At 66.2% G+C, this 25,996-nt stretch carries 20 protein-coding genes; 8 read left to right on the top strand and 12 right to left on the bottom strand.

Going from position 1 to position 25,996, the window contains the following annotated elements; all coding sequences use genetic code 11:
• Positions 1–43: 43 nt before the first annotated feature.
• Positions 44–337 (bottom strand): ubiquitin-like small modifier protein 1, encoded by a 294-nt coding sequence (locus tag B208_RS0117470; protein ID WP_171970532.1) that lies wholly within the window; start codon positions 335–337, stop codon positions 44–46.
• 97 nt (positions 338–434) lie between these two features.
• On the opposite strand from B208_RS0117470, the gene B208_RS0117465 reads away from it, so the two are divergent.
• Positions 435–2,093 carry a cation:proton antiporter gene (locus B208_RS0117465; protein ID WP_007980947.1) on the top strand — a complete coding sequence of 553 codons (1,659 nt, stop codon included), beginning with the start codon at positions 435–437 and terminating at the stop codon, positions 2,091–2,093.
• Between the two features lie 42 nt (positions 2,094–2,135).
• Here B208_RS0117465 and B208_RS0117460 read toward each other — a convergent pair whose 3' ends face one another.
• The 7 genes from B208_RS0117460 to B208_RS24965 all read right to left on the bottom strand — a co-directional run bounded on the left by B208_RS0117460 (position 2,136) and on the right by B208_RS24965 (position 9,986).
• Entirely contained in the window at positions 2,136–4,442 is a 2,307-nt protein-coding gene (locus B208_RS0117460) for a pentapeptide repeat-containing protein (RefSeq protein WP_007980945.1), read from the bottom strand.
• Positions 4,443–4,586: 144 nt separating this feature from the next.
• On the bottom strand, positions 4,587–5,546 hold the full coding sequence (locus B208_RS0117455) for a hypothetical protein (protein ID WP_007980943.1): 960 nt from the start codon (positions 5,544–5,546) through the stop codon (positions 4,587–4,589).
• A gap of 6 nt (positions 5,547–5,552) precedes the next feature.
• Positions 5,553–6,083, bottom strand: a complete 531-nt coding sequence (locus tag B208_RS0117450) for a hypothetical protein (protein ID WP_007980941.1) — start codon at positions 6,081–6,083, stop codon at positions 5,553–5,555.
• A gap of 2 nt (positions 6,084–6,085) precedes the next feature.
• Entirely contained in the window at positions 6,086–7,843 is a 1,758-nt protein-coding gene (locus B208_RS0117445; protein WP_007980939.1) for a spermidine synthase, read from the bottom strand.
• Between the two features lie 66 nt (positions 7,844–7,909).
• Positions 7,910–8,608, bottom strand: a complete 699-nt coding sequence (locus B208_RS0117440; RefSeq protein ID WP_026177919.1) for a hypothetical protein — start codon at positions 8,606–8,608, stop codon at positions 7,910–7,912.
• A gap of 164 nt (positions 8,609–8,772) precedes the next feature.
• Positions 8,773–9,852 carry a saccharopine dehydrogenase family protein gene (locus B208_RS0117435; protein WP_232423852.1) on the bottom strand — a complete coding sequence of 360 codons (1,080 nt, stop codon included), beginning with the start codon at positions 9,850–9,852 and terminating at the stop codon, positions 8,773–8,775.
• A 2-nt stretch (positions 9,853–9,854) separates the two neighbouring features.
• On the bottom strand, positions 9,855–9,986 hold the full coding sequence (locus tag B208_RS24965) for a hypothetical protein (protein WP_007980934.1): 132 nt from the start codon (positions 9,984–9,986) through the stop codon (positions 9,855–9,857).
• A 312-nt stretch (positions 9,987–10,298) separates the two neighbouring features.
• Between B208_RS24965 and B208_RS0117425 the strand changes: the two genes are divergently transcribed.
• Genes B208_RS0117425 through B208_RS0117415 form a run of 3 tightly spaced genes read left to right on the top strand, consistent with a single transcriptional unit; the run spans position 10,299 to position 15,984 of the window.
• A complete protein-coding gene (locus B208_RS0117425) occupies positions 10,299–11,276 on the top strand; it encodes a DUF1616 domain-containing protein (RefSeq protein WP_007980933.1) in 978 nt (325 codons plus the stop codon).
• Positions 11,277–11,279: 3 nt separating this feature from the next.
• Entirely contained in the window at positions 11,280–14,276 is a 2,997-nt protein-coding gene (locus B208_RS0117420) for an ABC transporter permease (protein ID WP_007980931.1), read from the top strand.
• Complete coding sequence (locus tag B208_RS0117415; RefSeq protein WP_007980930.1) at positions 14,269–15,984, top strand: hypothetical protein; 1,716 nt, start codon at positions 14,269–14,271, stop codon at positions 15,982–15,984. Before B208_RS0117420 ends, B208_RS0117415 begins: the two co-directional genes overlap by 8 nt.
• Here B208_RS0117415 and glmS read toward each other — a convergent pair.
• The gene (gene glmS, locus B208_RS0117410) at positions 15,971–17,770 is read right to left on the bottom strand and encodes a glutamine--fructose-6-phosphate transaminase (isomerizing) (protein ID WP_018129023.1); all 1,800 of its coding nucleotides are present in this window, start codon (positions 17,768–17,770) and stop codon (positions 15,971–15,973) included. The two genes, B208_RS0117415 and glmS, sit on opposite strands and share 14 nt — an antisense overlap.
• A gap of 639 nt (positions 17,771–18,409) precedes the next feature.
• Between glmS and B208_RS24960 the strand changes: the two genes are divergently transcribed.
• The 3 genes from B208_RS24960 to B208_RS0117395 are packed head-to-tail and all read left to right on the top strand — an operon-like array spanning position 18,410 to position 20,704.
• Positions 18,410–18,544, top strand: a complete 135-nt coding sequence (locus tag B208_RS24960; protein WP_268741689.1) for a hypothetical protein — start codon at positions 18,410–18,412, stop codon at positions 18,542–18,544.
• On the top strand, positions 18,541–19,677 hold the full coding sequence (locus tag B208_RS0117400; RefSeq protein ID WP_232423851.1) for a DUF4350 domain-containing protein: 1,137 nt from the start codon (positions 18,541–18,543) through the stop codon (positions 19,675–19,677). Before B208_RS24960 ends, B208_RS0117400 begins: the two co-directional genes overlap by 4 nt.
• Positions 19,670–20,704 (top strand): AAA family ATPase, encoded by a 1,035-nt coding sequence (locus tag B208_RS0117395; protein WP_007980926.1) that lies wholly within the window; start codon positions 19,670–19,672, stop codon positions 20,702–20,704. Before B208_RS0117400 ends, B208_RS0117395 begins: the two co-directional genes overlap by 8 nt.
• Here B208_RS0117395 and B208_RS0117390 read toward each other — a convergent pair whose 3' ends face one another.
• From B208_RS0117390 to B208_RS0117380, 3 genes are read right to left on the bottom strand one after another with little or no spacing between them, the layout of a single operon-like run.
• Complete coding sequence (locus B208_RS0117390) at positions 20,705–21,565, bottom strand: MFS transporter (RefSeq protein ID WP_007980925.1); 861 nt, start codon at positions 21,563–21,565, stop codon at positions 20,705–20,707.
• Complete coding sequence (locus B208_RS0117385) at positions 21,562–22,008, bottom strand: hypothetical protein (protein ID WP_007980923.1); 447 nt, start codon at positions 22,006–22,008, stop codon at positions 21,562–21,564. The genes B208_RS0117390 and B208_RS0117385 overlap by 4 nt, the downstream gene beginning before the upstream one ends.
• 2 nt (positions 22,009–22,010) lie before the next feature.
• Positions 22,011–23,459 (bottom strand): DUF58 domain-containing protein, encoded by a 1,449-nt coding sequence (locus tag B208_RS0117380; protein WP_232423850.1) that lies wholly within the window; start codon positions 23,457–23,459, stop codon positions 22,011–22,013.
• A gap of 294 nt (positions 23,460–23,753) precedes the next feature.
• On the opposite strand from B208_RS0117380, the gene B208_RS0117375 reads away from it, so the two are divergent.
• Positions 23,754–25,907 carry a hypothetical protein gene (locus B208_RS0117375; RefSeq protein WP_232423849.1) on the top strand — a complete coding sequence of 718 codons (2,154 nt, stop codon included), beginning with the start codon at positions 23,754–23,756 and terminating at the stop codon, positions 25,905–25,907.
• Positions 25,908–25,996: the final 89 nt, after the last annotated feature.

The following is a 25,996-nucleotide window of genomic DNA, read 5'->3' as shown; positions in this document are numbered from 1 at the left end:
TGAAACGGAATTCGTCTCTCGACGCTCCGTCGGTCGGTTCACCTTATCCGTCGGTAGGTCTACCCTGTCCATCGGTACGTCCGCCCTGTACGGCAGGAAACACCGTCACTTCCGCGTCGGCCGGGCACGCATCGTCTACCTCGACCCGCTCCCCGTTCACGGAGATGCGAGCGCTGGTTCGGAGGCTCCCGTCGTCGTCGAACAACTGGGTCTCCGATCGGGGGTATCGCTCGACGAAGACGGCGAGCGCGTCCTCGACGGTCCCTCCGTCGAACGCCATCGAAACCGTCTTTTCGCCCGTCGAGCTCCGAAGCGGGCCGTACACGGTGAGTCGCATGTCGTCCCCTACGGGAACGTGGCGGAAATGCGCACCGCCGTCGAAAGTCGGTTTGTCCACCCATAGTTAACCCCCTGAAGAACGTGTATCCCGGACGATGGTTTCCGGGGGGATTCAGGCAGCGGGGAGTCTCGAATCGCATCTTTTCACGCTTCTCGCCGTGTTCGTCATCGCGGGAGTCGTCGGGACGTTCACGACGAAAATCGTTCGCATCCCGTACACCGTCGGCCTCGTTCTGGCGGGGTTGGCCGTCTCCGTTCTCGACCTTCCGCTGACGACGCCGCTCTCGAACCAACTCATTCTGCTCGTCATCCTGCCGACGTTGATATTTCAAAGCGCGATGAACATCGACACCGAACAGCTACGCGAGGACGTCGTTCCGATTTTGGTGCTCGCAGTCGTCGGCCTCGTCGTGTCGGTCGCCATCGTCGGCGTCCTCGGTTCGCAACTGCTCGGACTCTCCGTGGCCGTCGCCCTTCTTCTCGGTGCGATTGCGATGCCGACCGACCCCGTTTCGGTCGTCGCCCTGTTCGAGGACCTCGGCGCACCGGAACGGCTGTCGGTGCTCACCGAAGGGGAGAGCATTCTGAACGACGGCGTCGGCATCGTGCTGTATTCCGTCCTCCTCTCCGTCCTCCTCGAAGCACGCGTTCGAGACGTCACCGCCACCGAGCTGATCACACCCTCGCTCGTCGTCAGGGACGTCGGGTTCGGCATCGTCATCGCGATGGTCGGCGGCACGTTCATCGGCCTGGTCGCTGGGTACGTCGCCTATCGTCTCCTCATCCTCGTGGACCAACCGATGACGGGAATCGTCTTCACCGTCGTCCTCGCGTACGGCGTGTACGTCCTCGCGGAGCACCTCGACGTCAGCGGCGTCATCGCCGTGCTGGGTGCCGGTCTCGTCGTCGGCACGCACGGAACCCGTGACGCGGTGAGCGCGCGAACGCGGCTGACGCTCGGAACGGTCTGGGCGAGCGCGGCGTTCATCGCGAACACCGTCATCTTCGTCGCCATCGGCGTCGCAACCCCGCTCGACCTGCTCGAACGGTACGCCGGTGAGATTCTGGTCGCCGTCGTCCTCGTCTTTCTGGCGCGGGCGGTCGTCGTCTACCCGCTCGTCGCGTTGCTGAACAGGCGATTCACGAGCACGATTCCCCGGTCGTACCAGCACGTTATCGTCTGGAGCGGCATCCACGCCTCCGTTCCTATCGCGCTCGTTCTCGGGTTGCCGCGGAGTCTTCCGGTCGCCCTCCGGGAGGAACTCTCCGCGATCGTGTTCGGCGTGGCCGCGGTCACCCTCGTCGTCAACGGCCTGACGATGGGACGGCTCATCGAGCGACTCGGAATCGTCATCACCTCCGCGGCCGAACGCCGGTACGAACTCCTCATGGGGCGGTTACACGGCGTCAACGCCGCCCTCGCGGGTGCCGAAGAACTCCACGAACGGGACGACATCTCCGCGGAGATATACGAAAACATCGACACGCGATACACGTCCCAGAAACGGCGGTTGAATCGCGCTATCTCGACGCTGCTCGACGAACATCCACATCTGCGAGAGAAGGAGGGACTCACCGCGGAAGCCGAGGTCGTTCGATACGAAATCGTCGGCATCAAGGCGGCGATGGAACGGGGCATCGTCAGCACCGAGGTCGGCAATCGGCTCCTCGAAGAGACGGAACGGCGGCTCGAACACATCGACGACAGCCAGTACGCGCTCGAAACCGAGGACGAGAGTCACGACGAAACGTGACCCGCGGGCCGACCCCGCGTCGAGCGATCCCCCGACCCTGCATCAGTTGCCGCCGAGGACGCGCTTGAACAGCGTGAACGTGAGGAGGGTGAAGAACAACCCGTTCAACATCCCCTGACTCGCGGCGAGCACCCGCGCCACGTGCCCGAGCGGGTTGATGTCCCCGTAGCCCACCGTGCTGAAGCTGATGTAGCTGTAGTACACGGTGTCGAAGAGGATTTCCGGTGACGACTTCCCGACCTCCGCCGGGTGGAAGACGCTGCCCGCCTGCGTCAGGAACGGCCCGCCGAGCGCGTAGAGGACGCCGAACAGCGCGGGCAGGAGGAAGGTGAGCGCGGCGATTCGCGGCAGTCGGTTCCCGTAACCGCAGGTTATCTGCATGAAGAAGTTGAGCGTGACGCTCGCGGCCTTCTTGCCCCGCGCCCACGTGTTCAGCGAGTACTCGTTGAGGATGATGTCGAGGTTCTTCTTGCGGTTGTAGTAGTAGTGTTTGAACTCGAACTCCCTGCTCGTCGGCGTATCGCCGACCGCATCGGCGCTCTCCTGTGCCTTCCGGTACGTCTCCTCGATTATCTCGTTGTTCATCTCGACGGCGAACTGGCCGGTGGCGCTGTTCCCGACGAAATCGTGAATCGTCCAGTCGTTGCGTTCGAGGTACACGTGGTGGTTACTGAAATCGAAGTGATCGAAGTCGGTGAGGCAGAACCGGAAGTGGTCGAGGAGTTCGTGTTCGTTCCCCTCGCCGTCCAGTTGGACGCTGCCGACGGTCGCGCGCGTGAAATCGTACGGAATCGCGTTGCCGCCGACCTGCGTGATGGTCCCGCCGTTGACCGTCGCGTCGGTGAAGTCGATGTACGTCTCGCGGTCGCCGCCGAGCAGGCGGAAGTTCGCCGTCTCGTGGACGACCGCGCGGCGGAAGTCACAGGACCCGTGGAACGTCGCGTCCCAGAACGAGACGTTGGTGAAGTTCGCCGCCTCGAACTCCGCGTCGTCGCGGAACGTCGCCTCCTTGAACGACGCGTTCTCCTCCATGTGGCGCGCCTCGCCTTCGAACACCGCCCCGCGAAACTCCGCCGGGCCGTCGAAGGTCGCGCCGCGGAAACTCGCATCCTCGTTGAACCGCGCTTCGTCGAACCGCGCGCGGCCATTGAACGCGACGCGTTCGAACGTCGCGTCCCCCTTGAACTCGGTTTCGACGGCGACGATATCGTCGCCGACGGTGCTTTCGGTGAAATCGACCTCCTGTTCGAACACCGCTCCGTCGAGCTGAATCTCCCCGGCGACCTGAAGGCGTTGGCAGTCGGTGCGCGCTCGAAACGTCGCGCGGTCGAAGTTGACCGAGCGTTTGAACGTCGTCCCCTCGAAGTCCGAAAACCGGAAGCGCGCGAGTTTGAAGTCCGCTTCGCCCTCGAAGGTCGCCCCTTCGAACGTCACGTCGTCGTTCGTCGTCCGACTGCCGCCGTTGAACTCGACGCCGCGGAATTCGGCCAACTGCATGAAGCGAACGTCGGTGAAACTCACGTCGTCGTCGAACCGCGCTTCGTCGAAGTCGGCCATCCGGTGGAACGTCACGCCGTCGAAGCGGGCGTCGCCGCTGAAGTTGACGTGTTCGAAGTCGGACCCGGCGGTGAACTCAGCCCCTTCGAACGTGACGTAATCGAACGTCGCCTGTCGGAAACTCGCGTCGTCGCGGAACGTCACGTCCGCGAACGAGATGTGGTCGTCGAGGACGTGGCTGCTGCCGCTGGTTTCGACGTTGCGGAAGTGCGCGACGCCGTTGAACGTCGCGTCCGCGAAACTCGTGTCCGAGCGAAACACCGTCTCGTCGCAGTCGACGTCGCCCTGAAACACGGCACCCTCGAACCGCACGTCCTGTTCGAACGTCGCCTCGTCCGTCGTGACGTTCTCCCGCACCGTCAGCTCTCTCGCATCGACGGTGCCCGTGACGACCGAATCCTCGAACTTGAGACGACCGATGCTCGCCTCGCGGAGGATGAGTCCTTGGTCGAGGCGTCCGTGGGTCAAATCCAGTCCGTCGATGCTCGCGTGCTGGAAGTTGAGGACGTGGTTCGTCGTTCCGTTGACGTCCTGATACGTGAGCGAGAGGTGGGGCAGGTCCGCCCCGACGTACTCGTTGACGCGGGTGTCCGCCGATTGGAGGTTCGACCGGAGGACTTCGACGATATCGTCGGCCGTGACGTCGTGTGTCGCGCGCTCGTTCCGGCTCATGTGGAACACGCAGTATTCGCTTTCCGAGTGGGCCTCGTGCGGGCACTCCCACGTGGTCTGGAGTTGCGCGTCCGTCTGCGTCGCCGGGTCGAACGTGTATCGACAGGTCGTTGACGACATCAAGGCCGGTTGTGGCTCATTTCTCGACATAACTGTGTAGCGTCCGTGTCCCGCCCCGCGGACCGTCGGCCGAGACGGGGCGGATGGTTCGTACTTCCTTCATTTATTAGGCATTAGATATATAGTTTATGTAGAACGCGCGCTTCAATCCAGGATCGAGCGTCGTTCTTCCGGCGACAGTTCGGCGTGAACCGCGTTCGGAGAGCACTGTTCGCACTCGCGCGCCGGGTTGGTGCTCCGGTCGTACGTCCGCACGGGTCTGCCGAACAGGAAGAACGCCTCCATCTGGTGTCGCTCGATGATGGCGTCGGCCGCCGCCCCGCAGTTGGGACACCACTCCTCGTCGTCGTCCGCTGGAACCTGAAACGTCACTTTTCTCCGGCCGAATCCCGCGTTCGAGTAGGCTTCGCTCCGGGACATCTCGATGAGGTCCTCGGTGGGATACGGTTCGGCGTCGATTTCGTTGTCGAATCCAGCGTCCGAAACGACGTCGGTCGTGAGATACGGACCGACGTGGACGGTGTTGTCGTAGCCGACGAAGTGGACCGCGAGGTCGGCGCTCCGTCCCGTGACCGTCACGTCGTGGCCGTGCCCGACGAGGTAGAGTTCGAGGTCGGTCCGCGCCCCCGTCACTTCGATTTCGTGTTCCATGCCGACCGCGTAGACGCCGACCGACGGATCGCTCGCGCTCCCCGACTGCTGCCAGCCGAGCGTCGAAACGTCGTACTCGTCCGGCGTCGCCGTCGGCGACACGCCGTCGGAATAGACGTTCTCCGCGCCGGGGGCCGAGAACCCGCCATCGACCGCATCGGCGGCGATGAACACGTCCTCCGCGTCGATGATTCGAACGTCGCCGTCGGCGCGCTCGACGTAGCCGTCCTCGATGTCCCCCCGAATCGTCGTTTCCGCGTCCGCGACGTCGCCGTCGCCATCGACGGCGTGGTGGGTGAAGACGTACTCCGCGTTGCGAACGTCGAAATCGCCGCCGACGCTATCGCTCGCCACGAACACGTCGCCGGGGTCCCAGAGTTCGACCGGGGGTCGGTTCGAGCCGTTGAGCGTGATATCTCCACTGTACGTCGTCTGCGTCTGGTTGTTTGCCATCGTGTGTCACTCCGTTGGGTGTGGATTCGCGGCACCGGCCGGTGTCGCGGGTGGTTCGTGCTGTCGAATCAGTTCCGTCTCGGTGTAGAGGGCGAGGTCGTGTTCCGGGTAGGTGTGGTACGTCTCGTATCCGGCGTCGCCGACCAGAATCGTGGTCCACGCGTCGGGACCGAATCGGTAGGCGACCGTCGCCGCGTTCGGGCCGGGAAACGCGCTCATGGGTCGTCCTTCGACGACCGTCGTCGCGCCGACGCGCTCGCCGTCGAACCGGAACTCGCGCTCGACGGCGGTCGAAAGCGGCGTCTCGTGCGCCGTCTCCGAGGTGATTGACGTACACGAACAGAGTTCGTGGAACCCGAGTTCAGGGAGGCCGACGTAGTGTGACTCGCCGATGACGGTGAACACCGCCGGGCGGCCGAGCAGCGTGTCGGGATGGACGGTCTTCACGTCGAGCGACGCGAGGTCGGGCGCGTCGCTGGTGTACCCGAAGTACAGCGTCGTGGGCGTGTGGTCCGTGTCGTGCGTGTCGGAGGGCATGGTTAGGTGTCGATGAGGATGTCGTAGTTCGGGTGGAAGATGGTGTTCACCCGGACGCCGCGGTAGTGGGGCACCGGTTGCCAGCGGCGGTCGCGGTACCGGTCGGCGTATCGATTCACGTACGCGGTTCCGTTTTCGACGCCGAGCGGCCGTCGGTCGCCGGGTGCGAGCACGTAAAATCGCTCGATGCGTTCGGTCTCGCCGTCGCTGTCGATGTCCTCCCACGCCCAGTACGGCAGTTGGCGGGTGAACCCGGCGGCACCGACCGTGTTGACGAACGCCTTGTGGTGTTCGGGGTAGCTGTCGGCCGAATACGTCCACGTCACCAGCACGCCGTCCGAGGTGAGGTGGCGACGCACCGAACCGTAGAACTCCTTCGAGTAGAGTTTGAGCAGGTCGTCGTTCGTCGCTCCGGGGATGTCGAGGAGCACGAGGTCGTACTGCTCGTCCGTCTTCCGGAGGTACTGGTAGCCGTCGGCGATGGTCGTGTTCAGCCGCTCGTACTCGTAGGAGTCGTGGTGCCATCGGCTGAAGAACGGGTCGTTTTTCGTCCGGTTCATGAACTCGGCGTCGAGGTCCACCTGGTCGACGGTGACGTCGTACTTCCGGAGGTGGTCGATGGCGACCCAATCGCCGCCGCCGACGACGAGCACCTTCGTCTCCGGGCCGCGTTCGAACATCGACATCGGGACGTCGACCAACCCGTTGTGATAGCTGTCCGCCCAGCTATCGCACATCTGTATCGCGGAACCGAGTCGGAGGCACCGTTCGGTGTCGCCGGTGAAGTACGGATTCGGTCCGGCACCGGTCCACGTGCGCTTGTACCGGATGACGTGCTGGTACGGCGTCGTCCCCTGCGAGACGACCTGGGCCCGCATCGCGCCCGGTCGATACTCGTTTTCGATGTGTTGTTCGAGGTAGAGCTCCGAGAGCCGTTCGTCCGCCGTGTCGTGCTTTGCGACGACGCCGCCGTACGAGACGGTCAACAGCAGGCAGACGACGAGGAGCACCGTCGGAACCCGACGGACGAGCGGCGCTCGAACGTCGAGCGGCGTCCACGACCACTCGCCGAAGCGGACGATGAAGACGAGCGCAGCGACCGCGTTGAGCAGCGCGAGGACGAATATCGTCGGGATGAGTCCCCAGCCGGGATAGAGCACTCTGGCGTACAGCACCGCTCCGGCGAGGCCGCCGACGTAATCCATCGCCAGCACAACCGAGAGGCCGCTCCGCGTCCCCGTCTTGCGCTCTACGTCCCAGAAGAGACGGAGGACGGCGATGACGCTCCCGTGTACCCGTCCGCCGAGGCGACGGAGCCACGCGGGGGCCGCTTCCCCGTCGTCTCCGAGTTCGTCCACCATGTGCGTCAACAGGGGGAGTTCGAACCCGGAGAGGAATCCGACGGCGACGACGGGGAGACGCGCGACGACCCAGAGCAGTTCCGCCGGGACGGCCGGGGGAATACGCACGCTGTTGAGGCCGATGACGAGCAGGAATCCCGCCGGGGCGACGGCGGCGAGGAACACTTCCGTCCGGAAGAAGTTCCCGCCGTGAGAGTCGGGATTCAGGTCGTCGGAGAGCGCGGCACCGATGCCGAGGCTGAAGAAGTACAGTCCGACGGTGATGACGTACTGGGTCACCGTCTCGCCGTACATCACCGTCAGCAGTTCGGAGTAGACGAACTCGTAGACGAAGCTACAGAACGACACGACGAACGTGAGTACGAGGAACGTCGTCGTTCCGGTTCGCCTCTTAGCCATGTATCGCGGGGATGTGAGGTTCCATTGCGTTTCCGTTGCTAGCCGTGTTGCGGACCGCGGACGCGTTCAGATGCGCGGCGACACTTTCCACTCTTCGTCGATGCTGAACCCATCGCCGACGCCGCTGTCGATTTCGAGGTCGAAACACTCCCAGCGGAAGTCGTGATTGCTGTCGGCGTCCATGACGTTCGCACCGACGCGATACCAGCCGTCACGCGAGAAGTCGCTTCGACCCGAAACGTCGTATTCGACGGTGCCGCTCGGATTCTGGAACGTCTTGTCCCACGGGACCGCCCCGGCGTCCGGCGCGTCGTCCTGCATTTGCGCGGTGCTGCCGAGGTAGGCGATACCGAGCGTGGCGATTGCGACCTGATACCTGGTCACCTCGTCGTCGTGGTCGTCGTACCAGTCGTCGGCGTAGCCGCCGCCGTGATACCACGCGTAGCCGTGGCCGGTTCGCGGGGCGGACGAGTAGCTCCCCGAGCCGCGACCGGTTGCACCCCGACCGCCGCCACCGCCGTTCTTGCCTTTGGCGTTTGCGATTCCGACGGGACTCAACATCCCGGCGGACCCCTGATTCCCGTCGTACCGGGACATGAGCCACGGGTTGTCAACGAGGTCGATGACGAGCGACCCGGATTGCATCTCGAAGTTCGTGATGACGCTCGATTTCCGTGGAGGGGGGGAGGAGTCGCTACCGAGGCATCCACTCAACGCGGCAACTGCTCCGATTCCGGAGGCGAGGACGAATTGACGACGGCGCATAGTTTTCTATTCAGCTATAGAAATTAGACAACTCCATAATCTATCTTGTGGTTTAGTTTATGACTATGGTGCTCATCGGTCGGGAAAAGGGCTGAGCCGAGCGCCCCCTTGACCGACGCTTTCGTGACTGTCTCGGCCGTTTGTTGGTGTCTCTCCCCCGACGCCTACACCGGCGGCGCTTCTTCCCGACCGACCGCGTACCCCGCTTCTCGAAGCGCCGTCACGAACCGGTCGGGTGCGAACAGTTCGTGGAGGTGCCCCACCCCGGCGCTCGTACCGTCGTCCCACAACCGTCGGACGGTCGTGGTGGCGACCAACGCCGTCGCTCGAGCCTGATTCGGGCCGCGAACCCATCGAACGAACCGTTTCCGTCGCCCGTTCGCGGTTCCGACGACTTCAGTCTGGACGACCGACTCGGCCGCGCCGAACGGCGCGCGGTCGATGAGCGACGCGAGGCGGTCGGCCCCGACGAGCGACACGAACGGTCGTGCGAGTCCATGTCGCGTCGTCGCGGCGACGTATTCGGTCAGTAGCCGCGAATCGTAACAGAGTCGCGTCTCGACCGACGGAATGTCCGTCGTCCGCGCGAGGACGTGCTGGTCGGCGAGGTTCGCGCGGTACGCCCGACGGCGACCCCATCCCGCCAGGACGACCGTCCGCGGGTCCGTGAACGCCTGAACGGGCATCCGTCGCCCCTCGCGTTTCACCGCGAAGTCAGTGCTGGCCGCCCCGACCGTCCATTCGAGGCTGTCCGGACCAAACGACTCGCCTACCCCCAGCAGGAGGGTGATGTCCGCTCGGTCCACCGTTTCGAGCGCTCCGGCGCTCTCGGCGACGAACAGGTTCGTCATGCCGGGCGACAGGCCGACGCTGAGGACGCCCGACGCGCCCGTCTCACGGGCCGTGTCGTCGAGCGCTTCTATCTCCCGAAGGTGCGTATCCGTCGGTGACACGTCCACGTAGTCGATTCCCCGCTCCAGACACGCGGCGGCGAACGCCGGACCGCCTTGGTCGAGGCACACGACGACAGTGGAAACGCCGTCGAGAACGTCGTCGAAGGTCGCGGGGGCCTCGGTATCCACGACACCGGGCCGGAGTCCTTCGACCGACGCCGCGAACCGCTTCGCTTTCTCTGCCGTTCGTCCGGCGGCGACGACCCGCCCCGGCGCGTCCGCGACGAGTCGGGTGCTGACGACGCGACCAACCGCGCCGTAACCGCCAACGACGAGTACGTCTCCCGGCATCGTCACCGGTCGCTCGGACGGATTTCGAATCCGTCGCGGTCGTTCGATTCGTCGAGCGGGTCGGTCGGACGCCGATTTCTCTCTTCGGAGGGTACCATCGGACTTCGTGTCGGAATCGTGCCGATGTCGTTCATCTCGTTTTCCCGTTCTCGGCCAACTGTTATTACTGTAGCTGCTAAAATGGGTCATAATTATAGCAAATATAGTAAAATGATACGGTTCAGTTAATAATGCGTGCCGGGGGCGACGACTTTTCTCCCGGTTCATCGACGCTCGACGGGCGAACGCTCTCCTCCGATTTTTGCCGTTCGACCGGCTTACTGACTCTGACCGGTCGTATCGCGTGGTCCCGTCGATTCAGCCGGTAAAATCAGCCGTTGTTCGCACGGAGATATGTGTCGGATTTTCAGAAGGATTCTTGACGACGGCTGTCGTCCGCTTGGTGAATGAGTGATACGTCCACGTCGGCGTCCGGGTTCGACCTTCGGTCATCGGCCGACCTCGTCGCGGTGGACGTGTGTTCGGTTCTCGCGGCCGGGTCGCCGTTCGTCCCTTTCATCGGTGCTCAACCGATTCGACTCGTTCTGACGCTTCCCCTCGTTCTCTTCTTCCCTGGCTACGTCCTGCTTTCCGCGCTGTTTCCGCCCGGGGACGGAACGACCGACGATACCCGACTCGACGGGTTCGAGCGCGTCGGGTTCTCCGTCGTGGCGAGCGTGCTCGTCGTCGCGGCGGTCGCGCTGGGTCTCGACGGGTCGGGCGTCGGCATCCGACCCGTTCCGGTGCTGTTCTCGACCGCCGGGTTCACCCTCCTCGTCTCGGTGGCCGCGGCCGCGCGTCGGCGCCCCGAGCGCCGCTCCGTCGGCTTCCCGTCCCCGAAGCGCACGCTCCGCCGTTTCCGGATTCGGAGGGCGGAAACGCGCCTCGACAGCGTGCTGAACGTCGTGTTAGTCTTGCTCCTCGTCGCCGCGCTCGTCAGCATCGGCACGGCGCTCGGCGGACTCGGGCGGACGGAATCGTACACCGAGTTCTACCTCAGTACCGGAAACTCGTCCACTGCCGTCCCGTCCGCGGGTGTCGCGGCCCCCGATTTCGACGGCAGTATCGGCATCGAAAACCACGAACACCGTCGGGTTCGCTACACGGTCGTCGTGCAACACCAGCGCGTCCGACCGAACGACCCGATGTCGATTCGAACGCGGCGGACCCTCACGACGCGCCGCATCACGCTCGACGCTGGCGATAGTCGCACCATCCCGTACGCCGTTCCGTCGTCGGTCGGCGGTCCCCATCAGCGCGTCGTGTTCCTGCTGTACGAGGGGGCCGTGCCGCCGACGCCGACCGTCGAGAACGCGGATCAGGAGATTCACCTCTGGGCGACTCAGACTGCGAACCGCTCCGAAACGACGCGGGGACGGGGGTAGTCGGTGGGCTACCGACGACACCTGCTCCGTCGATGGTCGCGCCGCGACGCGCTCGCCGTCCTCGTCGTCGTCGTGGCCGTCGCGTTCCTCACGGGCACGACCCTCGTCGTCCTCGCCGCAGGTGCGCAGACGACCTCCATGGCGAAGGAGTATACGACCGAGGGCCACGCGACTTTCTACCCGACCGTTTCGAGCGCCCGCGCCGCGGCGGACGGCCAAGCGGTGGTTCTCCCCACGGCGACGGTCGAGGAGGCGGACGGGACCGCCACCCGCGTCGTCGGCGTCGCCTGCCCGCAAGCGACGTCGTTCGACCGCCGGTCGTCAGTCACGATTCCCTGTCCGCCGGAGTCCGGCGGAGCGACGGGCGACGTCGGGTCGGAAACGAAGCGCGTCGTTCGCGGGCGGGACGCTCGACTGTCGCTGTCGGTTCGGCCTCGACACGCGCCGGAGTCGGTCCTGCCGCCGCGGTGGTACGTGACGAACGAGTCGGTGGTCGAGCGGCTCGGCACGATGGGCGCGTTCGTCGTCGAACCGGCGTCAGCCGCCTCCTCCGCCTCCGTCCCACCCGGCGGCGTTCCGCTCCGGTCGGCGCTCGCGTTCTTCCTCGCCGGGATGCGGCAGGTCGTCACCGTCCTCGGGTTGACGGCGGCGGGGGCGGGCGTCCTCGTCGGCGTCACCGTCTACGGCGTCACGCGGATGCACACCTACGACCGGCGGCGGACGATTTTCGTCGCCCGAGCCACCGGGGACCGCCCGACCCGGATTCGCCGCCTGTACGCGCTCAGGTCGGGGGCGCTGACCGCGGTCGGCACCGCCCTCGGGTACGCCGTCGGCGTCGTCGTGACGCGGACGGCCGTCAACGCCGCCGTGTACCTGCACATGCCGACGTCGCTCTCGATTCGCGTCTCCCCTCGCGCCGTGGCGATACTCCTGCCGCTGTACGGCGTCGTCGTCGTCGTCGGCGCGTTCGCCGGGTATCTCGCCGCACGCGCCTGTACCCGAGGGCCACCCGTCCGGTCGCTGTCTCCGCGGGACGGGGCGGGGTGGAGCGCCCGTCTCGCCGATTCGCTCTCCCGCGGTCGGTCCCTCTCATTGCTCGACTGGCGAATCCTCGTCCCGAGCGTCGCGCCCCTCGCGGCGTTCTGTCTGGTCGTCGTCGTCGTCGCGTCCATCGCGGGCGTCGTCACGCCGATGGTCCGAACCGGCGGGACGACGGTCGCCCAACCGGGTGCGTCGCACCCGATAGACAGCCGCGTTCCCGAGAGCTACGCGACGGCGCTCCGCGACCACGGAACCGCGGCCAGCCCCGAAATCCTCGCGTTCGCCGTCCGCGACGGCCGACCGATGCTGGTTCGGGGGGCGAACTACGGGGCGTTCGAGCGCGTCTCGAACGCGACCCTCGTCCGCGGGCGACGGCCCGACGACCCCGGCGAAGCCGTCATCGGCGCCGACCTCGCCCGAACCCTCGGCGTGACGGCGAACGACTCGCTCACCCTCGGCGGCAGCACGGTTCCGGGCGTGACCCGCGTCGAAATCGTCGGCGAGTACCGCGCGCCGGGTCCCTTCGACGACCAACTGGTCGTCTCGCTCGAAACGGCCCGCCACCTCGCCCGCGTGGACCGCGGGATGGTGCAGGTGATTCGGACGACGGGGACCGTCGCCACCGACCGCGACACGGCCGTCGTCGTCGGCGTCTCGACGCCCGAACGGGTCCCGCGAAACGCCACCGTCCCGGTTCGGGTGCAGGTCGAAAACCTCGGCTCGTCCCGCGTGACTCGAACCCTGACCGTCGAAATCGACGGCAGAACGCGCGCTACGTCCGTCACGCTCGGGCCGCACGAACATCGGGTGGTCGCGGTCCGGGTTCGCGCGACGCGACTCGGCCGCCATCGAATTTCGGTCGGCGGGCAGACCCGCTCGATTCGCGTCGTTCCGCGCGACGCCATCGAACTCCGCGGCCTTCCGGCCCGAGCGCCGCCCGGTAGCACTCCCCTCGTCAGCGTACTCGGCGTCGGCGGCGCACCGATTTCCGACGCTACCGTTTCGGTCGGCGGACGGACGGTGCGGACCGGTTCGAACGGCACCGCACGGGTCCGACTCGGCGCGACGGGGAACGCGACCGTTCGCGCCGCACACGGCGGACGGACGGCGCGCGAGACGGTGACGGTTTCGCGCGACGCGCCGCGCTCCCTCTCCGCTCGCGTTCGGGTTCGGCCGTCGAAGCCGTCCCTCCTCACCCGTCCCACCGGCCTCCTCACGCTGACCAATCCGTGGAACGCCACCCTCTCGAAGACGGTGACGCTCGTCGCCGACGGCGAGCGGACCACCCGCCGGGTCACGCTCGAACCGGGCGCGCGAACGACGGTGAGCGTCGGCCTCGGTCGCCAACCCCCCGGGTCGCACGCGGTTCGGGTGACCGCCGACGGACGGGAACTGGGAACGGCGACCTACCGCGTCACGGGCGACGACCGAATCGCCACCGCGCTCGCCAGCAGCGGGGCAAGCGGCGAGACGGGCATCGGCCGCGCGATTTCGACGGCGTTCGGCAACCTCAACCTCCTCGTCGCCGTCTTCGTCTGCTTGGCCGGGCTGATGACCGTCGGGAGCACGACGGCGACCGTCGCCTACACCGTCCACTCGCGCCGACGCGTGTTCGGCGTCCATCGAGCGACGGGGGCGTCGCCGCTCAGTCTCCTCCGAACCGTCCTCGTGGACGCGGCCGTGGTCGGCGCGGTCGCAACCGTCGTGGCGCTCGCGCTCGCGCTCGGCGTGCTCGCGCTGTTGGCGAACCACGACCTGCTCGTGCTCTACGGCATCCGCATTCCGCCAGTCTTGAATCCGCGCGTCATCGCCGGTGCCGTGGTCGGCGGTGTCGGCGTCATGTGTCTCAGCGCCGTCCTCGCCGTCGCGGCGCTCACGACCGCGCAACCGGGAGCGCTCCTGTCGGCGGTTCCCCGACACGCACGCGACCCCGATTCTGGGGGTGACGCGGATGACTGACCGACGTCGCTACCTGCTCATCGGCCTCGCGGTGTTCCTCGTCGGCGTGGCGATGCGGACGCTCCCGCTCCACTGGACGTCCCTGCCGTACAACGTCGATGGCTACCACTTCGCCGCGCTGGCACGAAAGGCCGGTGCCGCGGGACACCTCGCTGCAGCGGGTCGCTTTCTCAACCCCGACGAGTACGTCTTCGCCGCGTACCTGACCGGGGTGAGTCAGGCGACCGGCGCGGGTCCGCTCGCCGTCTCGCAGTTCCTCGTCGCGGTCATCGGGACGGTTCCCGCGCTCGTCGTCGTGAGCGTCGTCCGCCGCGTCTGTGCTCGGCGCGACTGGAAGCCGTCGCACACGCGAATCGCGGCCACCCTCGCCGGGTTGGCGTTGGCCGCCGAGGGCGTCTACCTCGGTCGTTCGGCCGCCGTCAGCAGCGAGATGCTCGGCCACGCGCTCGTCCTCGTGACCGTCATCGCGTTCTACCGGGCGCTCCGGACCGAACGCCCGGCGTGGATGGCGCTGACGCTCGTGTCCGTCGCGTTCCTGCCGTTCACGCACAATCTCGGCGCGATGGTCGCCGCGCTCGCGTTGCTCGCCGTGTTCGTCCGCTCGCTCCGACGACCGACGACGCGCCGGGTCGCCTTCGGCATCGTCGTCCTCGTCGGTTTCTGGACGTTCACGGTGGCTTACTATCAGTTCACGGGTCTGGCGGAGGCCAGCTACGTCTCCTCGCTTCCCGGCCTGTTTCTCGCGTGGTTGGTCTTCCTCGTGGCGTTCGTCTCGCTGCTCCCGTCCGTGGGAACGACCGTCCAGCGCCTCGTTCCGGCGGGCCTCATCGTCGGCGTGGTGACGCTGTTGGTCGCCAATCACTTTCTTCCCATCTTCCCCGGCACGGCCGGAACGGACGCGCTCCAACTCGCGTTATTGCTTCCGATCGCGGGTATCGGCCTGCTGGCTGCGTGGGGATTGCCGCGGGCGTCCGACGCGGGAGGGCCCGCCGTCGTCGTCGGTTCCCTCCTCGCCGCCCCGCTCGTCCTCATCGGGTTCGCGCTGACCGGTTCCCTCACGCACGAGTACGAGTCGCTCGCCGTCCGAAGCCAGATATTCACCCACTTCTCCATGTGCGCGCTCGCGTCGTTGGCGGTCGTCGATGTCGGCGTCCGTCGAACGTCGAAAACCGCGGTTCGGACCGCCGTCCGCCGACTCGCGGTTCCGCTTCTCGCGCTCTGTGTGGTCGCGAGCGTTCCAGTCGCCTTCGCGGGCCTGCACGCCACGTCCGCTCAACCGACGGTAACGCCGTCCGAGTTCGCCACCGCGACGTTCGCCTCGAACGAAATCGACGGCGGGTGGGTCGGCGACGGACACGTGGTCATCCTCTCGACGAACTACTATCCGGGCCGGGCCGACGCGCGATACACGCCGCTGTACGGGTGGCTCCACGGGAACGGGCCGCCGCCGAACTGCCCGGTCGTCGCACAGCGCTCGTGGACGACGGTCGGGGCGCAACTGTTTCCGTCATCCCCGACCGCGGTCACGACGCGCCGCTACGACCGCTGGGTCGCCCGGCGAAACGTCGTCTACTCGGCGCACGGCCGCGACCCCCTCGTCATTACCACGCCGCGCGGGAGCGGCACCTGTTCTGTCGATACCGGTCGCGGTCCAGCGGCGGGGCTGTCCGCCACCGGAAGCGGTCGCGGAAACGTCACTCGACGGTGACGCTCTTGGCGAGGTTTCGCGGTTTGTCGATGTCGCGGCCGAGGTGGTCGGCCGTGTGGTACGCGAGCAGTTGATACTGCACGTTGACGAGTATCGGCGCGAGCGTGCGATTCGTTCGCGGAATCGTCAGAACCTCGTCCGCGAAGCGGTCGATGGACGACACGCCGTCGGTGACGGCCACGAGCGGCGCGCCGCGCGCTTTCACTTCCTTCGCGTTGGCGACCGTCTTCCGGGCGGTTTCGTCGTCGCCGACGACTGAGACGAAGACGGGCGTGTCCTCCGTCACGAGCGCGAGCGGCCCGTGTTTGAGTTCGCCCGCGGCGAACCCCTCCGCGTGCTCGTAGGTTATCTCCTTCATCTTGAGCGCGCCCTCCAACGCGACGGGATACTGCACCCCCCGGCCGATGAAGAAGTAGCCGGAACTGTCCGCGAATCGGCGGGCCGTCGTCGGTGCCGCCGTCGTTTCGAGGAGGCGTTGGACGTGTTCCGGCAGTTCGGTGAGCGCCGAGAGGAGCCGCTCCGTCTCGTCACTCGTCTGACCGGACGACTGGAGCGCGAACAGCACGAGCGTGACGAGTTGGCTGGCGAACGTCTTCGTGGCGGCGACGCTGATTTCCGGTCCCGACCGGATGTAGAGCGCGTCGTCGCACTCGCGCGCCGCGGTGCTGTCCACGACGTTCGTCAGCGCGAGCGTACGCGCACCCTCCGCTGTGGCCGTTCGGAGCGCACTGAGCGTGTCCGCCGTCTCGCCGCTCTGGGTGACGCCGACGACCAGCGCCCCGTCCCGTACCGGTGGCGGGGACAGCGCGTACTCGCTCGCCAGATGCGCCTGCGCCTGGATCCCTCGCTTTCGCAACAGCTTCGCTCCGTAGAGCGCCGCGTGATAGCTCGTTCCGCACGCGACGAGGTGGACGGACTCCGGACGGTAGCCGTCCTCGATGGCGTCGAGTGAGACGGAATCCCCCGTCGAAAACCGGTCACGAAGGCACTCGCGCAGCGCGTTCGACTGTTCGTGAATCTCTTTTCGCATGTAGTGGTCGTGGCTGCCCTTGGTGACCGACTCCGCGTCCCACTCGATTTCCGTCCCCGTCTTCGACTGCGGCGTCCCGCTCTCATCGACGATGGTGTAACCGTCTTCGGTAAGGAAGGCGAACTCCCCGTCGTGCAGGTGGACGACGGTATCGGTGTGCCCGACGAGCGCGGTCACGTCGCTCGCCACGTACGTCCCGTCGCCGACGCCGAGGACGAGCGACGAATCCTTTTTCGTCGCCATCACTTCGTCGTGGTCGTCGAATACCGCCGCGAGCGCGTAGCTTCCGTCCAACTTTTCGACCGCTCGACGGAACGCGTCCTTCCGCGCCAACCCGGTGTCCAAGTAGTGACCGATGAGGTGCGGGACGACTTCCGTGTCTGTTTCGCTCTCGAACTCGTGACCCAACGATTGTAACTCGTCGCGGAGGAGTTGATAGTTCTCGATGATACCGTTGTGCACGACCGCGACCCGGCCCGCACAGTCCGTGTGCGGGTGTGCGTTCTCGTCGGACGGCTTTCCGTGCGTGCTCCACCGTGTGTGGCCGATACCTGCCGCGCCGCCGCGGTCGAACTCCGAATCGACCGTCCCGACGAGTTCGTCGAGGTCCCCTTCGCGCTTGACGACTCGGATATCGGACCCGCTGACCGCCAACCCCGTCGAGTCGTATCCGCGATACTCCAACTTTGCCAGTCCGTTCAACAACGTCGGAACCATGTCGCCGTCGTCCCCCGCACACCCGATGATGCCACACATAGAACGGTCACCTCCTGTGGGTGGCGTTTGCTCGTTCCATCGACGCTCTCTCGTCTTCGCTTTTCTCGATCGATTTTGGTGTTTCTTCGCGTTTCGGCGGTTGTGCCGTTCGGACGCGGCGTCCACCAGCGATCTGTCGTCCATCGAGCGATGACGGTATCATATATATCACGGCCCTCCTAAGCGAGCACCTTTATTTGTTATTTAGATGATTCCGACGGTCTAACCTCGATATTTCGACGGTATCTGGGGACCGTTCGTGACCCATCCGAGACGGTAAGAACACGAGTCCGAGGGTGTGCGCCCACTTCGACGTTACCTCCCGGTCCAGCGAGTGATAACGCCGTTACGACTGGACTATTTCGCACATATCGTTCGCGGTGACGCGCGTTCGTCCGTTCGAACCGTTGTTCGCTCGGCGCAACGAATCCGTTCCGCGGAAATCGTCGCGTAAAACGGGTTGTGTATGGTGAATTTACAGTACCATTTCATTTCTCCACACTGAATGAACTGTTCTTCGTTCATCGCACCATCCTGTTCCCGCTGGACCGTCCCGTCTCGGATACGAACGATATACTCCGCCATTGATTCGTCACGATAGCCGATACCTTTGTAAGGACCATCGTCGCATCACCGATAATGACCGGAGCGCGTTTACAGGCGGTACCGTGCAAAACGCGCGTGGGGGCCGTTCTCGGACCGGGTGGGACCGACAGACGATGGCGAGCGACCGGGACGTGGATAGCGTCCTCGGGGTGTGAGGAGCGACAGTGAACGGACGCGGCTCGCCCCGTGCTCCGACCGCTGCGTTGCTCGTCCTGTCGATACTCGTTCTCGTCACGATAGCCGTCGGAAGCGTCAGTTCGACCCGCGATTTCGGCGCGTACAATCCCACGTGGGACGGGACTTCGACCCTTCGCGGGTGGATAGACGACTCCGGGGGCGGACCGAACGTCGTGCTCGAACCGTCGCGGTATCGTACGCTTCGCGCGAACGGGACAGTCGCCTTCGTCGTCGCCCCGCAGTCGGATTCGCGGGGGATGGCCTTGCGCCGGTTCGTCCGTCGCGGCGGCACCGTCGTCGTGATGGACGACCGCGCGAACCGAAGCAACGACCTCCTCGCGTCGCTCGGCGCGGACGCCCGAATCGACGGGGCCGCCCTCCGCGACGAACGACACAACTACCACTCACCAGCCATGCCAATCGCAACCACCGCAAACACGACCGCCGCAAACACGACCACCGCAAACACGACCGCCGCGAACGATTCGCTCGTCGCAACGGCGGACCGACTGACGCTCAACTACGGAACCGCTATCCGACCGAACGGGGCGACTACGCTCGCCGCCACGTCCGACTTCGGCTACCGCGACGTGAACGGCAACGGGACGCTCGACGGGACCGAACACCTCGACAGCTATCCCGTTGCGACGGTCGAGACCGTCGGCGACGGGCGAGTCGTCGTCGTCGGCGACCCGAGCATCGCCATCAACTCGATGCTCTCCCGTCCGGGCAACGAACGCTTCGTTCGGGACCTGCTCGCCGCACACGACCGCGCCGTCTTCGATTACGCGCACGGCGAAGCGCCGCCACCGTTCGCCCTCGTGCTCGTCGTCCTTCGGCGGTCGCTCGCGGCACAGCTCACCCTCGTCAGCGCGCTCGCCCTCGTCGCCCTCGCTGTGCGCCACCCGAAGTCGATTTCGAACGCTGTTTCCCGGCTGTCGGCGCGAGTCGGCTGGAGCCGCCGGTTCGGGGCGAACGCCGACGCGTCCGCCGTCCCGTCCGTCGAGGACGACGAGTTGGCCGCCGCCATCGAACGCCGGTATCCGTCGTGGTCGCGGGACCGCATCGAGCGGGTCGTCGCCGCCAGTCGCGCCGCGCGAACGGGAGGTGAGGACGATGACTGACGCCGAGGCGCTGTACGACTCGATTCTGACGGAGGTCAGCCACGTGCTCATCGGGAAGGAAAACCTCGTCGAACACCTCACGGTTTCCCTGCTGACCGGCGGCCACGTCCTGCTCGAAGGCGTCCCCGGCATCGCAAAGACCATGGTCGCAAATCTCTTCGCGGGGGCGACCGGCCTCTCGCACAGCCGGATTCAGATGACGCCCGACCTGCTGCCCGCCGACATCACCGGCACCCACGTCTACCGGGAGGGGACCGGCGAGTTCACGCTCCAAAAGGGGTCCATCTTCGCTAACCTCGTCGTCGCCGACGAGATCAACCGCGCCACGCCGAAAACCCAGAGCGCGTTCCTCGAAGCGATGGAAGAAGAACACGTGACCATCAACGGCGAGACGCTCTCGCTTCCCGACCCGTTCATGGTCATCGCCACGCAGAACCCCATCGACATGGAGGGAACATACCAACTCCCGGAGGCCCAGCGCGACCGGTTCCAGCAGAAAGTCGTGGTCGACCTCCCGTCCGCCGACGAAGAGCAGGAACTGCTCGACCGCATCGATGTGAACCCGAACCTCGGGCCGGACGACGTAGCGCAGGTCGTGACGGCCGACGCCATCGACGACGCGCGACGTGAGGTCACCGAGGTCCACGTCGCCCCGGAAATAAAAACGTACATCCGGCGGCTCGTCGAGGCGGTTCGAACGCACGAGGCGGTCGAGTACGGCGGCTCCCCGCGCGCATCGATAGCGTTCCTCCAGACCGCGAAGGCGCGAGCGGCGATTCACGGCCGTTCCTACGTGGTACCCGACGACGTGAAGTTTCACCTTCGTTCCGTGCTCATCCACCGATTGGTGCTCGACGCGGACGCGGAGTTACGCGAGACGACGGTGGCGGACGTACTCGATTCCGTCGAGGAGTCTATCGACCCGCCGGGAAGCACGATGGACGAACTCGTCCCGACCCCTGACGGTGGGCACCAGCAGGGTGACGACCACCAGCAGACGGACGACGACCACCAGGACGACGCCTGATCACTCGCCCCAGCGAAGTTCGACGAGTGAGTCGGTTTCGTCGGTGGATTCGACGTGTTCGACGCGGACCGGTTCGTCGAGCGTGGCGGCCAGCCCTACCGCGAACACCGAGACGACCGGGTGGTCGAATCGGTCGAGCGAGCCGTACGACTGCCCGGACACGGACACTGTGAGACGATTTTCGTCTTCGACCGCGGCGGAGGCCGCATCGACGATGCCGAGGGTTTCCACGGCTTCCGCCAGACCGTTACCGAGGTCTTCCGGCGTCCGTCCCACCTCGTCGGGTATCGACCGTCGAACGGAGTCGAGGAGGGATGCGCCGCTCGGGTGGAGCGCGACACCGTGTTCGTTCGCTCCGTCCGAAATCACGAACAGGGCGTCCGAATCCGGGAGCGACGGCCGGTCGTCGTCCGTCGCCCGCGTGACGAACAACACGACCGACGGCGTTCCCGAGGCGTCGGTGGGAACGTACGTCGGCGAGCCGTCCAACCCCAGTTCGGCGACGAGCGACGATTCGTTGGCCGCCAGCGTCCCGTAGACCGCTTCGCTGACGCTCGCGGGGAGCACCCGCGTCGGTTCGAGGGAGTAGACCAGCGTCGCGGTGAACAACCCGGTCGCACCGAGCACGAGCAGAATCGTCCGCACGGACGGCAGGAGCACCGCTCCGCCGACCGCGACCAGTCCCACGACCGCGAGGCCGACCGCCGCGTTTCGGTTCCTGATCCGTCGAACGCGGGCGTACTCCTCCCGGAGCGCCGCGTTCTCCTCGCGGAGTATCTCGACTTCCGCCTTCAGTCGAAACCGCTCGTCCTCGCCGGGCGAATCGCGCTCCGCGTCCGGTCTGGGTGGCTCGTTGCTCATCGAACGTCACCCCGCGTGACCGCACGGCCGTACCGGGTGATCAGCATCGACGCGGTACCGGCCGCGACGACGACGACCGCCGCGACGGTTAGCGTGCCGAGTTCGAGGAGGCCGACCCACGCCAGGCCGACACAGCAAGCGACGATGGCGGCGATTCCCGACTTCCTCCGCGCGCTCGACGTCCGAACCGACGGCGACAACAGCGCGAGCGTCACCCCAAGTTCGACGACCGGGACCGTCCAGTCGAGAGCGTGGGGTTGATACAGCGCGACGACGGCGAGTTGTCCGCCGACGAACGCGTACACCGCCGGGGTGAACGCCCAGAGCGCGACCAGTGCGACCCCCGCGACCACCCCCTCCCCCCGGTGGGCGAACGCCAGCGCGCTCGCCGCCGCGACGACGGCGACTCCGCCGAATCGCGTTCGAACGTTCGGTTCGAGCATGGTTAGACGCGCGCCTCCCGTGCGGAGGAGAGGACGGTTTCGAGCATGTCTCCCGGTCCGACCTCGAAGGCTGACACCCGCGGATACGCGCCGAGTTTCCGTCGGAACCGCTCGAACGAAACGTACCGTCCGTACGTCTCGTCGAGGTCCGTCAGGTCGGTCGGGTCGAACAACACGCGCGGCGCGAGAAACGCGTTCGCCCAGGTCGCTTGCTGACTCGCGTGCCGAACGCAGTCCCGCACCTCGTGCCGGTGGGCGTCGGACGTGAGAACGACGGCAGAGACGTTCTCGGTGTGTCGCGTGAGTCCCCGTTCGACCGTCGAACGCAGGGGCGTGGCGTTCGCCCCCGCCCCGGTCGCGTTCGTAAGGAAGGGTCGGAGTCGCGTCGCGAACGCCGAGTCGTCCCCGCGGAGGGTTCTCCGCCGTCTGGACGCGACCGACCCGGACATTCGTTCGGTGGCCGCTCGCTCCTCACTCCTCTCTCCGCCGACACCGCCCTCGGAACCTTCAGGGTCGAGCGAGTAGAGCGTCTCGCGGATGGCCGCGTAGTGCGTCGGCGTCGAACGGAACGGATAGCGCGCGGTTATCCCGTCGCGGCCGACCGCGTACAGGGCGATCGAATCCGACCGTTCGTTGGCCTCTTCGACGAGCGCGAGCGCGACCTCCCGAAGGTACGCGAACTGAGTTTCGCCCGGACGACCGTTCCCGACCGACGGCCGCCGGTCGATGAATATCACCACCTTGCGGTCGGCTTCGTTCTCGTACTCGCGGACGTGCGGGTAGTTGAACCGAGCCGTCGCGTTCCAATCGACGTGGCGGAGGCTATCGCCGGTCGTGTACTCGCGTATTTCGGCGGTCGCCTGTCCGCTCGTGTTTCGTTCCGCCTGCTGATTCCCGTACCTCGTCTGTGCCATTTGGCCGCCGCGTCCCACGTGAACGTTCCGCGGCGTCCGTTGCGTGACGGTCACCGTCGGTTCGTCGTCCCCGACCCACCGGCCGGTGAACAGTCCCAACTCGTCGGTGCTTTCGAGCACCGGGTGTCGAAACGAGGCGGTTCCGGCGGTCGGAATCGTCACCGAATAGGTCGTCGCAGCGGTCGCCTCGTCCGCACCGAGTGTCGCGGTCCGGGCCGCCGCGCTCGCCCCGCGACTCGAGAGCGGCGGACGAGATTCGACGCTGAGGTCGAGTCGCGTGTCACGCGGTCCCTCGACGTCCACGCTCACCGATAGCGACGTGTTCGTCCGAACGCTGTCGCGGGCGGGCGTCTGGATGACGGTCGTTTCCTCGACCTGCCGTCGGAGTTCCGACGCGAAGGAGACGGAGCGAACGAGCGACCAACACGCGACGCCCACCGTGCCGAAGACGAGCGCCGGACGGTCGAGCAGCACCGCCAACACCGAAAAAGAGAGCCCGAACGAGACGACCATCCAGTGGCGACGAGTCGCGTGCATCGTCCTGAGGGTGAGCCGACGTTGGCAGTTAACACGTCCACATCGTTCTGGCGGTAAGCGGTCGTTTCCGTCGTCCGAGGTGACGTCGCCATCGGTGCACCGAAAATCGCCGCCCGCCGTCGAGTCAGCGCTCACGTTCCCGCGCGGATAGCCCCCTCATACCGTCGCTAACGGTCGCCCGGTTTTAAGCCCCGCTCCGGCTTACGTCGGCGTCAGCGCGGCGGCCGTAACGCCGGACAGCCGTCGGGTCGTCGCCCGACGACCCGGGTGGCGGTCCGCCGGGACCCGAGTTCCATGAACCGTTCGAGATACGTGCTGGCAGTGGCGGTAGTCGCCACCCTCGTCGTCGCGTCGGCCGTCGGCGGTGGACAATCGACGGTCACGACGTCGCCCGAGCGACGCGTCGCCGAAAACGGGACGAACGGGTCCATCGGCGGTCGGACGACGGCGACCGTTCCGCGCCACCGGGACCCCGACCGAGTGCAACAGCGGGGCGATTCGGCGGCGGTCGAACGGTGGCTCCGGGAACGACTCGCCCATCGGCTCGGCAACAGCATGGTGCGGGTCAAACGGGGGCAGTACGAGAAGGCGCGCGGCATCGTCGGCGACCGGTTCTCGAACCAGCTCGGTCAGTACGTCGAGGTTCAACAATCGACACCGGGGAACCCGAACCACACGGAGCAGTTCCGGCAGGGGAAGGAGAATCAACGGAAATTTATCGATTCGGTGCAGGAGTATCGCCGGACGTACAAGCAGTATCGGAAGGCGCGTCGGAACGGAAACACGAAACGCGCACGACAGCAGGCGCGGCGGCTCGACCAACTGGCCGAACGGACGAATCAGTCGGGTGCGTCCTTGAAATCGACGTACCGGAACGTCTCCGGGACGACGGGGGTCGACCTGAACCGCTCGTCGCGGCAGGTGACGACCATTTCACGGAACATCTCGACCACGCAATCGAGCGTCGAGTCGGCCGTGTTCAAGCGGACGGCGTTGAACGTCACCGCGCAGTCGAATCACGTCTCCTTCCTCGACCCGATGAACTTGACCGGCGTGTTGACGACGGCGAACGGGAGTCGTATCTCGAATCGCAACGTCACGCTCGACGTGGGGAACCGAACCATCGAGACGCGGACGGATGGTGACGGCCGGTTCACCGCCTCGTATCGACCGACGACGCTTCCCCTGAACAAGAAACGACTGACCGTCAGGTATCACCCGCTGAACGAATCCGCCTACCTCGAATCGACCGACACCGTGGCGGCGAACGTAACGCAGGTCGATTCGACGCTCGGACTGACGCGGACGCCGAACGAAACCCGATTCGGGAAGCCGGTCGTCGTCTCGGGAACCGTCGGCGCGAAAGGCGTCTCGGCGGGGGACGTCCCGGTCGTCGTCAGTATCGGCGACCAGCGCATCGGGACGACGACGACGGGTCCGAACGGCACGTTCACTGTTCGAACCCGACTTCCGTCGTCGATTCGGTCCGGGAACCGAACGCTCCGGGCGACGGTTCCGCTCTCGGAGAAGGCCCTGTCGGGGGCGAACGCGACCCGTAAGCTCCGCGTGGAACGGACGAACACCTCGCTGTCGATGGACGCCGCTCGCAACGGTAGCCGCGTCGAAGCGCACGGCCGACTCCGAGTGCGGAACGATACCGCGGTGAACGATACAGCGGTGACTGATGGCACGGTCGTGATTCGGGTGAACGGCAATCGCGTCACGTCGGTGGAAACGGGGCCGAACGGGAGCTACAACGCGACGTTCGAGCTTCCGTCGTCGGTCGGCCCGGACCAGTCGGCGACCGTGGTCGCGGCGTACGAACCGCCACCGTCGAATCTGGAAAACGCACAGGCGAGCGACGTCGTGGAACCCGTCTCGAAACCCGCCAGCCTGCTCGGTTGGATTTCGTTGCCGTGGGCCGGTGCGGCGCTGTTGACCCTCGTCTTCCTCCTCGGAACGGTCTTCGTGCGGTCGCGCCGGAGCGACGATATGGACGGGGCGGACGAGGGACTGTCCGGCGGCGAGGACGCGCGAGACGACTCGACGGACGGCGATGTCGAGCAGGACCTGTCAGAGACGGAAGACGACGCGGCGAACGAACTGGACGCGCTCGACACCGCCCGGACGCGACTCTCGTCGGGCGACCACGAGCGAGCGGTCAAAATCGGTTACGCGGCGTTCCGTCGGTATCTCCTCCGTAACTACGACCTCACTCCGTGGGCAACGCCGCGCGAACTCCGGGACGCGGCCGAGTCGGTGGTTACCGACCGCGAATACCAGACGCTCGCCGACCTAACCACGTGTTACGAGCGGGTCGTGTTCGCGTCGGACGGAATTTCGACGGACACCGTGTCCGTCCTGCTCGACGCCGCCGACGGCATCGTAACCGACGAACGAATGGACCAGGGGACGGACGAACGGCCGGGCGAGGACACGGAACCGTGACCGACGCTACCGCGGTTAGGTAGTCGCTATCGGGGTTCGCTCGATGGGCCCGGCCCGACGCTGACGGTCGTTCCGACGGCCGTCGGATT

This window comes from Haladaptatus paucihalophilus DX253 (genome assembly GCF_000376445.1).
GTDB lineage: Archaea > Halobacteriota > Halobacteria > Halobacteriales > Haladaptataceae > Haladaptatus > Haladaptatus paucihalophilus.
The sequence above is the reverse complement of the archived record's forward strand: the minus strand, read 5'-3'. Positions and strand labels throughout refer to the sequence as shown.